This window comes from Flavobacterium sp. FlaQc-57 (assembly GCF_044007395.1).
Classification (GTDB): Bacteria; Bacteroidota; Bacteroidia; order Flavobacteriales; family Flavobacteriaceae; genus Flavobacterium.
Genome location: NZ_JBIPDA010000001.1, coordinates 919683 through 933365 on the forward strand (window position 1 = coordinate 919683; position 13683 = coordinate 933365).

The 13683-nt window shown below is 32.9% G+C and carries 14 protein-coding genes; 5 read left to right on the plus strand and 9 right to left on the minus strand.

Annotation, left to right across the window (positions count from 1 at the left end; translation table 11 throughout):
- Positions 1-197: 197 nt before the first annotated feature.
- Entirely contained in the window at positions 198-1658 is a 1461-nt protein-coding gene (locus ACHRVZ_RS03915) for an aminoacyl-histidine dipeptidase (protein WP_395420872.1), read from the minus strand.
- Between the two features lie 238 nt (positions 1659-1896).
- On the opposite strand from ACHRVZ_RS03915, the gene ACHRVZ_RS03920 reads away from it, so the two are divergent.
- Genes ACHRVZ_RS03920 through ACHRVZ_RS03930 form a run of 3 tightly spaced genes read left to right on the plus strand, consistent with a single transcriptional unit; the run spans position 1897 to position 4138 of the window.
- Positions 1897-2958: a DUF3810 domain-containing protein gene (locus ACHRVZ_RS03920; protein WP_395420873.1), complete on the plus strand. Its 1062-nt coding sequence runs from the start codon at positions 1897-1899 to the stop codon at positions 2956-2958.
- A 44-nt stretch (positions 2959-3002) separates the two neighbouring features.
- On the plus strand, positions 3003-3497 hold the full coding sequence (locus tag ACHRVZ_RS03925) for an RNA polymerase sigma factor (RefSeq protein WP_395420874.1): 495 nt from the start codon (positions 3003-3005) through the stop codon (positions 3495-3497).
- A gap of 8 nt (positions 3498-3505) precedes the next feature.
- Complete coding sequence (locus tag ACHRVZ_RS03930; RefSeq protein ID WP_395420875.1) at positions 3506-4138, plus strand: hypothetical protein; 633 nt, start codon at positions 3506-3508, stop codon at positions 4136-4138.
- 126 nt (positions 4139-4264) lie between these two features.
- On the opposite strand, the gene ACHRVZ_RS03935 is transcribed toward ACHRVZ_RS03930, so the two are convergent.
- Together ACHRVZ_RS03935 and ACHRVZ_RS03940 are read right to left on the minus strand one after the other, a co-directional pair.
- Entirely contained in the window at positions 4265-5074 is an 810-nt protein-coding gene (locus ACHRVZ_RS03935) for a lysophospholipid acyltransferase family protein (protein WP_395420876.1), read from the minus strand.
- Positions 5075-5199: 125 nt separating this feature from the next.
- Positions 5200-5850, minus strand: a complete 651-nt coding sequence (locus tag ACHRVZ_RS03940; protein ID WP_395420877.1) for an NUDIX hydrolase — start codon at positions 5848-5850, stop codon at positions 5200-5202.
- A gap of 91 nt (positions 5851-5941) precedes the next feature.
- Here ACHRVZ_RS03940 and ACHRVZ_RS03945 point away from each other — a divergent pair, with 91 nt between their 5' ends.
- Entirely contained in the window at positions 5942-6379 is a 438-nt protein-coding gene (locus tag ACHRVZ_RS03945) for a DUF4268 domain-containing protein (RefSeq protein WP_395420878.1), read from the plus strand.
- Positions 6380-6494: 115 nt separating this feature from the next.
- Here the strand turns inward: ACHRVZ_RS03945 and ACHRVZ_RS03950 are convergent, their stop codons facing one another.
- The 6 genes from ACHRVZ_RS03950 to ACHRVZ_RS03975 form a co-directional block, all read right to left on the minus strand.
- On the minus strand, positions 6495-7193 hold the full coding sequence (locus ACHRVZ_RS03950) for a DUF4386 domain-containing protein (protein ID WP_395420879.1): 699 nt from the start codon (positions 7191-7193) through the stop codon (positions 6495-6497).
- A gap of 125 nt (positions 7194-7318) precedes the next feature.
- A complete protein-coding gene (locus ACHRVZ_RS03955) occupies positions 7319-7729 on the minus strand; it encodes a hypothetical protein (RefSeq protein ID WP_395420880.1) in 411 nt (136 codons plus the stop codon).
- Positions 7730-7749: 20 nt separating this feature from the next.
- Positions 7750-8694, minus strand: coding sequence for an NAD(P)H-dependent flavin oxidoreductase (locus ACHRVZ_RS03960; RefSeq protein WP_395420881.1), 945 nt, complete (start codon positions 8692-8694; stop codon positions 7750-7752).
- 12 nt (positions 8695-8706) lie between these two features.
- A complete protein-coding gene (locus ACHRVZ_RS03965) occupies positions 8707-10311 on the minus strand; it encodes a S8 family serine peptidase (protein ID WP_395420882.1) in 1605 nt (534 codons plus the stop codon).
- Between the two features lie 46 nt (positions 10312-10357).
- Positions 10358-11545 (minus strand): tRNA 2-thiouridine(34) synthase MnmA, encoded by a 1188-nt coding sequence (gene mnmA / locus ACHRVZ_RS03970; RefSeq protein WP_395420883.1) that lies wholly within the window; start codon positions 11543-11545, stop codon positions 10358-10360.
- A 139-nt stretch (positions 11546-11684) separates the two neighbouring features.
- The gene (locus tag ACHRVZ_RS03975; RefSeq protein WP_395420884.1) at positions 11685-12389 is read right to left on the minus strand and encodes a toxin-antitoxin system YwqK family antitoxin; all 705 of its coding nucleotides are present in this window, start codon (positions 12387-12389) and stop codon (positions 11685-11687) included.
- Positions 12390-12699: 310 nt separating this feature from the next.
- Here ACHRVZ_RS03975 and ACHRVZ_RS03980 point away from each other — a divergent pair, with 310 nt between their 5' ends.
- Positions 12700-13680 (plus strand): fasciclin domain-containing protein, encoded by a 981-nt coding sequence (locus ACHRVZ_RS03980; protein WP_395420885.1) that lies wholly within the window; start codon positions 12700-12702, stop codon positions 13678-13680.
- Positions 13681-13683 lie beyond the last annotated feature (3 nt).

Here is a 13683-nt window from a genome sequence, read left to right on the forward strand (position 1 = left end):
AACACCAGAACTCATGTCAAAAAGTCAAGACGCAAAAAAAACGGTTAAAAAAGAACCGTTAAAAACTGCTAAAGAAAAGAAAGAAGAAAAAAGAGAAAAGAAAAACTCTCCTAAAAGAGATTAATTTTTAGTTTTCAGTCGCAGTCACAGTTTTCAGCCTCTAAGAAACTGAAAACTGTGACTGAAAACTGATTACTTTATTTTACTGGAATATTAGAAAGAATTTCTAAAACAAACTTCCAGTATTTCTGAGCCGATGATATACTAGCTCTTTCGTCTGGAGAGTGCGCACCGTGAATCGTTGGACCAAAAGAAATCATATCCATATCAGGATAGTTTGTTCCTAAAATCCCACATTCTAAACCAGCGTGACAAGCCACAACTTTTGGTTTCTCACCATTTTGTTTTTCATAAATACCTACCAAAGTATCTAATATTTCGGAATTAACATTTGGTGTCCAACCCGGATAAGAACCTGAAAGCTCTACTTCGCAGCCCACTAATTCAAAAGCTGAACGTAATGCATTTGCCAAATCAAATTTTGACGTTTCAACAGAGGAACGTGTCAAACATCCAATAGATATTTCACCATCTTTTACAATAACACGAGCGATATTATTTGAAGTTTCAACCAAATCATCCATATCAGCACTCATTCTGTAAACGCCGTTATGAGCAGCATAAATCGCTCTGATAATTCCTTCCTGAACTCCTAAATCCATTACTTTTTCAGGCGTATCACATTTTACTATTTCAATAGTAAGGTTTGGTTCAGTCGTTTTGTATTCTGTTTTAATATCATTGATGATTTCCTGCATATCAAAAATATAGGCTTCATCAAACATTTCAGAAATAATTACTTTCGCAACGCTTTCTCTCGGAATTGCATTACGTAAACTTCCTCCGTTAATTTCTGCCACTTGCAAACCAAAGTTTTCAAAAGCATCAAACAATAAACGGTTCATAATTTTATTAGCATTCCCTAAACCTTTGTTGATATCCATTCCTGAATGACCGCCATTTAGACCTTTTACAGTAATAATATGCCCAACAGAACCTTCCGGAACTTCTTCTTCATTATAAGATCTTGTCGCCGTTACATCGATTCCACCTGCACAGCCTATATCAATTTCATCATCTTCTTCAGTATCTAAATTCAATAAAATCTGACCTTGAAGTATTCCTCCTTTTAGATTTAAAGCACCTGTCATTCCAGTTTCTTCATCAATTGTAAACAAAGCTTCGATTGCAGGATGCGGGATATCTTTACTTTCTAAAATTGCCATTATAGTCGCTACTCCCAGCCCATTATCAGCACCAAGCGTTGTCCCACGAGCACGAACCCAGTCACCATCTACATACATATCGATTCCTTGCGTATCGAAATCAAAAACAGTGTCTGCATTTTTTTGGTGTACCATATCAAGGTGCCCTTGCATTACAATTGCTTTGCGATTTTCCATTCCCGGAGTTGCCGGTTTACGAATGATTACATTTCGAATTTCGTCTTCAAAAGTTTCTAAACCTAAGCTGTTTCCAAAGTTTTTCATAAACTCAATTACACGCTCTTCTTTCTTTGACGGACGTGGAACGGCATTCAAATCAGCAAACTTATTCCAAAGTGCTTTTGGCTCCAGATTTCTTATTTCTTGACTCATTTATATTTTGTTTGAAGTTTAACAATTAAGATTGTCAAAGTTACAAAGTTTATCTTTTTTTTCGCCACGAATTTCACGAATTAGCAATAATCATATTGAATTAAAATACAATTTTACAAACACCTACCTCTTTTCTATATTTAGAAAATTAATAATTAGTAAAAATTAGCGGAATTCGCAGCTAACTTTTTTTATCAATCAATATTGTATTTATATTTACCTATCCAAAATTTATACTGTGAAATCAAAATACATTTTACCTTTATTACTTCTTGTACAGATTTTTATTTTAAAACTTCTACCCTTTTTTCCTGATTTTGTTGAAGGCTTTTACAGCAACAATCTATTTGTTAGGATTTCGCACTTATCAAGAAAACTTTTAGGCAAAGTTCCATTTTCTGTAGGCGATTGCATATATGCGGTACTCATTTTATCTATAATAATCTGGTTTTGGAAAATACAAAAAACATGGAGAACAGATTGGAAAGATCATCTTTTAAAAATTTTAGGTAAAGTTTCCGTTTTTTACTTTTTCTTTCATCTGCTTTGGGCTTTCAATTACTATCGGGAACCTCTTTTTGAAAAAATGGAAATCAAAAGAGAATATTCTGATGCTGATCTTTTAGCCTTTACAAAGAGATTAATAGTAAAAACTAACGAAATTCAGTTTAAAATCACCAAAAACGAAAGTGCAAAAATTGTTTTTCCTTATTCTCAAAAAGAAGCTTTCAAGATGAATTTGAACGGTTATGACAATCTAGCCAAAGAATATCCTTTTTTTAAATATGAAATTCCAAGCGTTAAAAAATCACTTTTCAGCGTACCTCTTACTTATATGGGTTTTGGTGGTTATTTGAATCCATTTACCAACGAGGCTCAGATTAATGATTTATTACCAATGTACAATTTTCCAGTTACAACCACTCATGAAATGGCTCATCAGATTGGTTTTGCCAGTGAAAATGAATGCAATTTTATTGGCGTTTTAGCTTCTATTAAAAACGAAAATTTATATTATCAATATTCCGGTTATAGTTTTGCTTTGCGTTATTGCTTAGCAATTTGGCAAGTCAAGAACGAAAAAATTTTTAATCAACTAAAGAAATCGGTACACATTGGAATCTTAAAAAACTATCAGGAAAGCCAAGATTTTTGGAAACAATATGATACTGTTATTGATGAAGGTTTTCATTTTGTCTATGATAGTTTCTTAAAATCAAACAATCAAAAAGACGGAATGGATAGCTACAGCAAATTCATTGATTTGATGGTGAATTATTATAAAACCCGAAATTTATAACTTATCTTTTGTAACAAAACTGGTTGCAATACTACTAATAAAATATGAGCGAAAATCTAGAGCAGTCATTTGTTGCGCAATTGCAGTCAAATCAGAATATAATCCACAAAATTTGTAGATTATATACTGCTGGAGAAGACGCTCACAAAGACTTGTTTCAGGAAATAACAATTCAGCTCTGGAAAGCGTATCCTAAATTTAGAGGCGACAGTAAATTTTCGACCTGGACGTATCGTGTTGCTTTAAATACCGCAATTACCTTATACAGAAAAACCAAACGAACCATATCGACAGTAGAATATGAAAGCCATCAGCATTTCGTAAAAGATGTTGACTACAATTATGAAGAGGAAGAACAGATTAAATTGATGTATAAAGCCGTTTATCAGCTTAATGACATCGAAAAAGCATTAGTTTTTATGTATTTAGAAGACAAAGATTATCAAGAAATAGCCGAGACCTTAGGGATCAGCGAAGTGAATGCACGCGTGAAAATGAACAGAATTAAAGGGAAACTTAAAAAAATACTAAATCCTTAAAAATTATTATGAAAGAACTGGATTTATTAAAAAAAGACTGGAAAAAGAACTCAAATTCTTTTGAACAAATTTCTGAAAAGGAAATCTACAAAATGATTCACAAAAAATCCTCTTCGACTGTGAAGTGGATTTTGATTTTCAGTATTTTAGAAATTTCATTTTGGACTTTTTCAAATTTATTCATCAATACTGATGAATTACTACGAAAGATGAACCATCCGGAAATAGTACTAACTCTTGATATTCTGACCTACTTCAATTATATTGTTGCACTGATTTTTGTAATTCTTTTTTATAAAAATTACAAAACAATTTCAACAACTGTAGCAACAAAATCACTAATGAGTGCCATTTTAAGAACCAGAAAAACGGTTCAATATTACGTATGGTACAACCTTGGAATGATTGTAATAATCTCAATATTGAGCTATTTTATTGTTTTTGTATACAATCCCGATATGGAATTTTTCAGAGAAAAACTAGCAATGAATGGCCAAGCAATGTTTGTTACTATTGGAATTTTAATAGTAATGATATTTGCTTTCTTCGGAATGTTCTGGTGTATTTACAGATTATTATACGGAACATTATTACGCAGATTGTACGCAAATTACAAAGAGTTGAAGAAAATTGATTTTTAGAAAAGGTTCAAAGGTACAGAGTAGCAAAGATTCAAAGTTTTTTTTCAAAAATCTTAGTTACTAAGGTTCTCAGTACAAACAAAAACTTGAACTTGAAACAAAAAAAACTTGAAACAAAAAAAACATCTAGTAATCCCATCTTCTCAGTTTATTAAGTTCTTCCTGCACTTTGATTTCTTCGGCTGGAATAACTTTTAAAAACGATGGATGTTGTTCGATTGCGTATTCTACTTTTTCAACGATTTCTTCGATAGTATCATTTTCATAATCAATATCAAGAGGTTCTTTGATAATAAATGATTGTAGAATTCCTTTTTTCTTCATTCGCAATCCTTTTTTATCAAATGAACGACGGAAACCGTCAATTACAATCGGAATTACAATTGGTTTATGCTGTTTAATAATATGCGCCGTTCCCTTACGAACGGGTTTAAACGATTTTGTTGTTCCTTGCGGAAATGTGATTACCCATCCATCTTCAAGCGCAATTCTAATGTTTTCGGTATCATTTGGGTTCACATCACGTTTCTCTGTAACATCAACACCTTTTGCTCTCCAAGTTCTCTCGACCGTAATAGCACCAACATAAGCTAAAATTCTTGGCAACAAACCAGCTTGCATTGTTTCTTTGGCGGCAACGTAATAGATATTCATTTTGGGCTGCCACAAATAACCAATATTCTTAATATTATCCTGACGTCCACTTAAACTTGCGTTAAACACATGAAACATCGCTACAACATCAGCAAAATAAGTTTGATGATTTGATATAAACAAGACATTTGTATCTGGCAATGATTTAATAATTTCAGATCCTTCGATCTGCAAATCATTAAAACCTCTATATCTTCGGTGAGTCATGGCACCCAAAATTCGGATTAACCATTTCTTGATGAATAATATATGTCCAAAAGGATTTCGTTTAAACAATCCCATAGCTGTTTATTGTGTTTTTTTGTTAGGACGCAAACATACAAAAATTATTCTTTTAGCAATACTAATAAACTATTTCGGAAAGAAATTGTTATTATAATGAATATCAAATTGTTAATTTTAAATTTTTACGTATTTTCTGCAAAAGCGATATTTAAAACATCTCGCAATTCACTTAATATCATAGCAGTCGCTCCCCAAACGACATGATTTTGAATATTAAATGCCGGAACTAAAATATTATTACCGTAAGAAGTTGACAATGTGGCTTCGATAATAATTTCATCGTCTAGAAAAACCGAAAGCGGTAACTCTATAATATCAGCAACTTCCCGAATATCCGGATAAAACATAAGCTCTTCTTTTGAAATTCCTAAAAAAGGATGTACCAAAAAATTACTTGGCGGAATATACATTGGAGAAAAATGTTTAATTACTTCAATTTTATTTGGCGCAATACCTACTTCCTCGTGCGTTTCTCTCAATGCTGTTTGAGCGTAATCTGCATCTGTACTTTCATATTTTCCTCCAGGAAAAGCTATTTGTGACGAATGGACTCCATTGTAAGCATTTCTGACGATTAAAACCAAATGCGTTTTTTCATTTTTGGGATAAAATAGCATCATCACCGCAGCAATTCTTGGATTCTCTGCTTTAAAATCAAGGTTTTTTAGTGCTTCTATTCTTTCTTTAGGAGCCATTTTTATATGCGCTAACGTTGCCGGTAATTCAATAGGAATTAAATTAGGAACATATTGCAAAAAATCTTGAAAATCCATAAGCAAAGTTTATTTTTGTACTTTCAAATAAAATATAAATATACTCTAGAAAACGCGTTTCTACAAGTTTTCTAAAACCAAAGCCATAAAAATGTACAGTAAAGAAGAATCACAAAGAATAAAAAGAGAGTTTTGGGTGGCTTTCGCCGAAAAATACCCACGTAAATGGGTTCTTTATGACACGAAGATTAAAGACTTCTCTTTTAAATTTTATGTTGACAATAAAAAAGCACAAGTATTTATTGATATCGAACAAAGGAGCGACGAAAAACGAACTGCTTATTTTGAAAAAATCGAAGCTTTAAAAAACATTCTGGAAGAAGAATTCATTAAAGATCTGGTCTTTGAAAAAAATTATACTCTGGAAAGTGGTAAAACCATTAGCCGAATTTGGACTGAAATTCAAGGTGTAGGTTTTAGTAACCGCAATAATTGGGATACTATTTTTGAATTCTTTTTCGAAAAAATGAACGCTCTTGAAATGTTTTATTTAGAGTATGATGAGTTTATTAAGGATATTGATTCTTAATAAAAGATACTAAGGTAATTAGATGCTAAGGTGCTACGTTTTTTTTTATATAGTAAACCCTACAAGTTTTAAAACCTGTAGGGTTTATATTTTTATATTTTTTTCGTTATTAAACTTAAGATACAACTTTTCTAACACCTTTAATTAACAGCCACAAAATGATCGCAAGTTCAGCTACAGAAGACGTTAATCCAACAATAATTCCCGTAATTGAATAATGATAGCTTGGGAATAGTACAAAAGTAAAAGCATCAACCACATAAGCGCATCCCCCAATAATTAATAATATGCCTAAAAATTTAGGTATAAAACCAGATCTACACACTAATTGACCGAAAGGAATTAGCCAAAGTCCCCAAAAGATTCCGATAACTACATTTCCATAATTGTACATTTTAAGAAATGCCATTATCAACGATTGTAATTGAGCGGGAGGAAAACCTTTCATAAAATCTTCTTTCAACAACAACAAAGCAAACAACTGATTGAAGATGATTAAAAAAGCTATAGGAACACCAACAATTACTAAGGCAAACATTGTTCTTACCAAATGTTTACTCACTTGCTGAAACAATTTGTAAAGCTGCAACACTAAGAATACAAACAAAGTCTGGCAGACTAAATTGCTCATTATTCCAGCACGGAACAAAAATTCATGACGTAAAATAGTTCGAAATGTAAGTGGTAAATTACCAGAATCAATTAATTGCATGGGTACATACATAATACCAAAAACACCAGTAACAAGAATACAGAAATAGATTAAACCCGCAATTCTGGCTGTTCTTTTAAGATTGATTTGATCCTGATCCATATCGTAAGTTATTGATTTTGTGCAGATCTAAGATAATACTTATTTTATATTTTAATATAAAAAATTAAACCCGACAGATTTTAAAAATCTGTCGGGTTTATGATAAACTTTATGTTCGTGAAAAATCAGACCGTAAAAATATTATATAAAATTATGTGATCATCATAATTGATATAAAGCTGTTTACGATAATCTTGTTTTTTTCTGGTGATTATTGAAAGCTTGCAATTTTTTCCATCGTTGTCTTTGCACATAAATGAGTAAACAATGTCAGTATCATTTTCTTCTCTTTCTATATAATCTAAAATACTAAAAAGTTGTATTTCTTGAGAATACACGACAATTCTATGTTTATTGGTATCTAAAATTACTGACAAATTAACCAAATCAAGATTCGACCATTCGCCCCATTTTCCTCTTTCGTTTTTCTCTAAAACACTAAATCCAGATGTTTTAAAGTGATACGACTGGCTTTGAACTTGTTGCAAACCAAATCCTAAAAAAAGTAATAATATATAAGTGCGTATGGAATTCATGTTATATTTCTAGCAGGTAATTAAAACTCAAATTTAGCTTTTTCTTGACAAGCAACTTCAAAATCAGCGATCATTTCTTGAATAATTTGTTCAACTGGCAAAATCTCATGAATTAATCCGGCAATTTGCCCTATTTCCAGTTCGCCTTCATCAAGGTCACCTTCAAACATTCCTTTTTTTGCTCTTGCTCTGCCTAACAGTTGCGCTAAATCTTCCTTTGAAGGGCATTTTTCATATAACTCCTGTACATCGTTGTAAAACTTATTTTTCACCAAACGCACCGGCGCTAATTCTTTCAAAGTCAATTGTGTATCCCCTTCTTTAACCTTAACTATAGTTTCCTTGAAATTATTGTGTGCAGATGATTCTATCGAAGCTGCAAAACGACTTCCAACCTGTACGCCATCCGCTCCTAAAATCATCGTAGCAAGCATTCCTCTTCCGGTAGCAATTCCGCCAGCTGCTATAATAGGAATTTGAATTTTCTCCTTCACCATCGGAATTAGCGTTAGTGTAGTCGTTTCATCGCGACCATTGTGTCCACCTGCCTCAAAACCTTCGGCAACAATGGCATCGACTCCCGCTTCTTGTGCTTTTAAGGCAAAAACACTACTACTCACAACATGAACAACGGTAATTCCTTTCTCTTTCAAAAAAGAAGTCCAGGTTTTAGGATTTCCTGCAGAAGTAAAAATTATTTTTACACCCTCTTCTAACACAATATTCATTATTTCTTCAATATTTGGATATAACATCGGAATATTGACTCCAAAAGGTTTATCAGTAGCTTTTTTACATTTCTGAATATGCTCTCGCAATACTTCAGGATACATCGATCCGGCTCCTATAAGTCCTAAACCTCCTGCATTACTTACGGCTGAAGCCAATTTATATCCACTATTCCAAATCATTCCACCTTGAACAATTGGATATTTTATATTAAAAAGTTTTGTGATTCTATTCATTCAAAAATGCTATTATTGTTTGATTATCTTTCCCGTTTTGTGCAAACCGTCAGCATCAAAAGTATAAAAATACAATCCGCTTTTAAGAGTTTCAACAGAAAGATTTGGGTTTTGACTGGTAATTTGTTTCTCCATTAGTTTTTGTCCCAAAACGGAATAAATTGAGACAAAAGCCGTGTTACTATCGAACAAAAACGAAATTGTTGTTTGAGCCGGATTTGGAAACACAGAAAAAAGAGGTGAAGAAGATTCAAAGGCTTCTAATCCTAATGTATTAGCTCCGAAATTTGGAATTCCGTAGCCATAACTATTGTTGGGAGAAGTATATCGATCTGCAGATGCTAAAACCATTTGTCGAATTTCTTTATTTGTTTTCAACGGAAAAGCTTGCCATAAACAAGCAATCATTCCAGCCATAATTGGGCACGAAAATGAAGTTCCATCTGCCACTCCGATATTTCCAGAGGTATCTGAAACAACTGCCGAGCTTCCCAAAGCCATAACATCAGGTTTTATTCTCCCATCAAAACTTGGTCCTATAGAACTAAAGCTAGATTTCGTTTTTGACACTGTAACTGCGCCAACAGTAATTACAGAAACAGCATCTGCCGGTGCTCCAATATGAGGCTCTGCTTTAGTCCCTTCATTTCCTGCAGAAGCTACTACAATTATCCCTTTACTAAACGCAATTTCGGCACCACGCGAAATAAAATTTGTTGAACCATTCATATCGCTATAAGTATGGCTATAATTTGGGGCATCAAAAGCAAAATAACCTAATGAGGTTGTTATGATATCAACTCCTAAACTATCTGCTTTCTCTGCAGCTTCTACCCAATAAGACTCTTCTACAGGAGTTTCTGTAGGATCATATTCTGTTATAAACAAATAATACGAAGCATCAGGAGCAGTACCAACCAGAGCGTTCTCTTTGTATCCACCCATTGTCGAAAGTACCATAGTTCCATGGCTGTCACCCGTATAGAAATTTTCATTTCTATTAACGAAGTCGTATCCTCCTAAAATCTGTTTATTATCAATTAGTTTTTTAAATGGCTGAGTTGTATTTACACCCGGAAATCCTGCATCTAAAACAGCAATTATTTTACCTGATCCGGTTTTATTCTGTTGATGCAAAACCTGTCCGTTAAGCATTTGGATTTGATTTGCCGATGATCCATAAGCATAATCGATTGTCGTTTTAAGCTTATCATTAGTTTGATTAATCTGATTTACCGAAACTTTTTTAGAAGTATTATTTAAGATTTTGTCTGCAAAAACAACTTTATCTACAAATGGAAACGATTTAAGAGCTAAAACATTAGATTGAGTTCCTTTAATATGAAGTGCATTTAACCATTTTGATTTTGCTAAAACAACAATTCCTGTACTCGATTTTACTTGATTTACATATGATACTTCTACAGGTACATCAGTACTATTCAGCCCAATATTTTGATTAGTTCTTCTCTCTAAAGATCGAACTGAAAGCATGTTTAGTGGATTATCTAAATAGACTTGTGCATTTGGTTTATCTTTAAAGTAGACCCAAGCATCTTCTTGCGAAAACATCACAGAAGAAAATAGCAATAAAAGAAACACGAAATTATACTTCATGATATACTTTTTTTAAAAGGCCAAACCTTTTTAAGAAAGTATAAAACTAAGAAATTACTCCCGAACCAACTAATTCGTCATCAAAATACCAAGCCACAAACTGACCTTCAGTAATTGCTGATTGAGGCTCATCAAAACGAACGTACATTCTGTCTTCAAATTGATGTAAAGTTGCTTTTTGCAAAGGTTGACGGTAACGAATTCTCGCCATAACTTCTAATGTTTCTCCAACTTTTAAAGTCAAATCAGTACGAATCCAGTGTACCTCAGATTTATCAACGAATAGTGCTTTTTTAAACAATCCAGGATGATTGCTCGTTAAACCAGTATAAATTGTATTTGTATCAACATCTGTAGCAATGACAAATAACGGATCTGTAGTTCCGCCAACATTTAATCCTTTTCTTTGTCCGTTTGTAAAATAGTGTGCTCCCTGATGATTTCCCATTACTTTTCCCATTGTTGGAAGATAAGCAGGCTTTTGAGCTTCTATTTTTAATTCTTCTTCTAAAGATAATCCAGCTGGTTTTTCAACAGTATAAATTGGATCGTTTTTATCGATTTGAATAATCTTACCTTCTTTTGGTTGCAATTTTTGCTGTAAAAATTCAGGCAATCGAACTTTCCCGATAAAACATAATCCTTGAGAATCTTTCTTTTCGGCTGTTACCAATTCCATTTCAGCGGCGATTTCACGAACTTCAGGTTTTGTTAACGCACCAATTGGAAACAATGCTTTTGACAATTGATCTTGCGATAATTGGCATAAAAAATACGATTGATCTTTGTTGATGTCGGCTCCGGCAATCAATTGATACATTGGTTTTCCATCAACTTCAATTTCATTTTTTTGACAATAATGACCTGTTGCAACATAATCTGCACCAAGACTTAAAGCAATCTTCATGAAAACATCAAATTTGATTTCGCGGTTACAAAGTACGTCAGGATTTGGAGTTCTCCCTTTTTCGTATTCGTTAAACATATAGTCAACGATTTTTTCTTTGTATTCTTCGCTTAAATCGACAGTTTGAAACGGTATTCCAAGTTTTTCAGCTACCAATAGAGCGTCATTACTATCTTCTAACCAAGGACATTCGTTAGATATAGTAACCGAATCATCGTGCCAGTTTTTCATAAAAAGCCCAATAACTTCGTATCCTTGTTGTTGCAATAAATAAGCAGCAACACTCGAATCTACTCCACCAGAAAGTCCAACAACTACACGTTTCATTCTAAATCGTTTATATTTTTACAAGGATGCAAAGATAAGCCCTATTTTTGATAATTGCAGTAGTTTTGATTAGTTTATGTAATGACGTTGTAGATAAAACTTATTCTACAAAAACGCAGTAATCTAAAAAGCGTAAAATCTAATTCATTTTAGGTTTTGAATCGACTTTATAACTGCTTTTTGGGTCGCTCATATTTACTTCTTTGGTTAATTTACCTTTTAAGTAAAACTGCCACATATTTGCTTTTTTACCGTTTACAAATTTCCCTTTTGAAGCTACAACTCCATCGGCATCATAAAAAACGGCGTCACCATTATATTCGTCCTTTTTATAAGTACTTTGTTCTAAAAGAATTCCGTTTTGTCCGTATTTCTTATAAATTCCGTCTTTTAAGCCGTCTTTATAAGTTACTTCTTCAGCAATTTTTGAGTTTGGATAATACACCGTTCTTGCACCTTCTAACTTACCATTTTTATAATTTTCAAGAGTCATCAATGCTTTAGAAGCTTTATGATAATACTTCCATTCTCCTTCATGCGCTTTACCAATTTCTTTTCCCTCGCTTACTTTATTTTTATTCTGATCATAAAAAATAGTATACGAACTTCCGTCATTAGCAGTAAAATCGCGTGTTGCTATGACATCACCTTTTTTAGTATCATCAAAAAACTTAAACAAACCAGTTTCTTTTCCGTGACTAAAAGTTCCTTCATAACGGGAACGCTTTGAAACTTCGTAAGATCCTTTCCAAACTCCGTCTTTTTTTCCGTTAGCATCTACTTTATTAAAATCTTGAGAAAAGGCTACGGCACTAATAAAAAGTAAAATCCAAAAATATTTCATAATTCATTTTTCTATATAACAACAAAAATTGATTTTTAGTATCGCAAAAGTATGACCATTTTGAGTTTAATTGAGGCTTTACATACATAATATTCATTTTAATTTTTGTTTAAGCTTGCTATTACAATCAAAATACTGAAAAAGTTCTCAAAACACAATAAAAACGAAATTAATCAACTATAAATCAACAATATAAAACACTAAACAAAATAGTTAAATTATTGCCAAACTTAATAATTGTTTAACTTTTATAAGTTTTTGTTAAACAAAATAAATAACTTAGTACTAACAAACGAAAAAAAACTATATTATGAAAACAATCAAAATTAAATTAATTGCTGTATTAGCATTAATTGCTTTCGTCAGTATTTCATGCAACAACAACGATAGTGATGATTCATCTCAACAATCACAAACGATCGTTTCAATCGCGAAAGCAAATCCTAATTTAAGCTCATTAGTTGCTGCTTTAGAAAAAGCAAATCTATCAACTACACTGAATTCTTCCGGTACTTATACCGTTTTTGCTCCTACAAACACAGCTTTTAGTGCTTTTTTAAGTGCTAAAGGCTATGAAAATTTAAATGCGGTTCCTGTTGCTGCTTTAAAAGAAATATTACTCAATCATGTTTTAAACACAAAAGTAAAATCAACTGAAATTGCAACGGGCTATGTAAAAACTCTAGCCAAGGGAAGCGCATCGACTTCAAACACATTAAGTATGTACTTAGAAAAAGGATCAGGAATTGATATTAACGGTGGAAAAACAAATGGAGGTGCAACTGTAACAAATGCTGACATAGAAGCTTCAAACGGTATTATTCATGTTGTTGATGGTGTAATTGGGCTGCCTACAATTGTTAATCACGCCATTGCAAATAAAAACTTTACGACTCTTGTGGCCGCTTTAACTTACAATCCATCGTCTGGATTTGCAGGAATTTTATCCGGAACAGCTAGCTCGCCTTTCACAGTTTTTGCGCCAACCAATACTGCTTTCACAAGTTTCCTAACTGAAACCGGATATTCAGGACTTGCTGCCATTCCAGCAAATGTTTTAGAAACAACTCTAAAATATCATGTGGTCGCTGGCGCCAATGTCCTTTCAACTTCTTTAACAAATGGACAAGTAGTAAACACTTTTGCTGGACAAAATTTCACAATTGGCTTGACAGGAGGAGCAAAAATCACTGATACAAATGGACGAATCAGTAATATAACAGCCACGGATGTTCAATGCTCAAATGGAATCATTCATGTCATTGACAAAGTATTGTTACCTAAATTTTAAGCA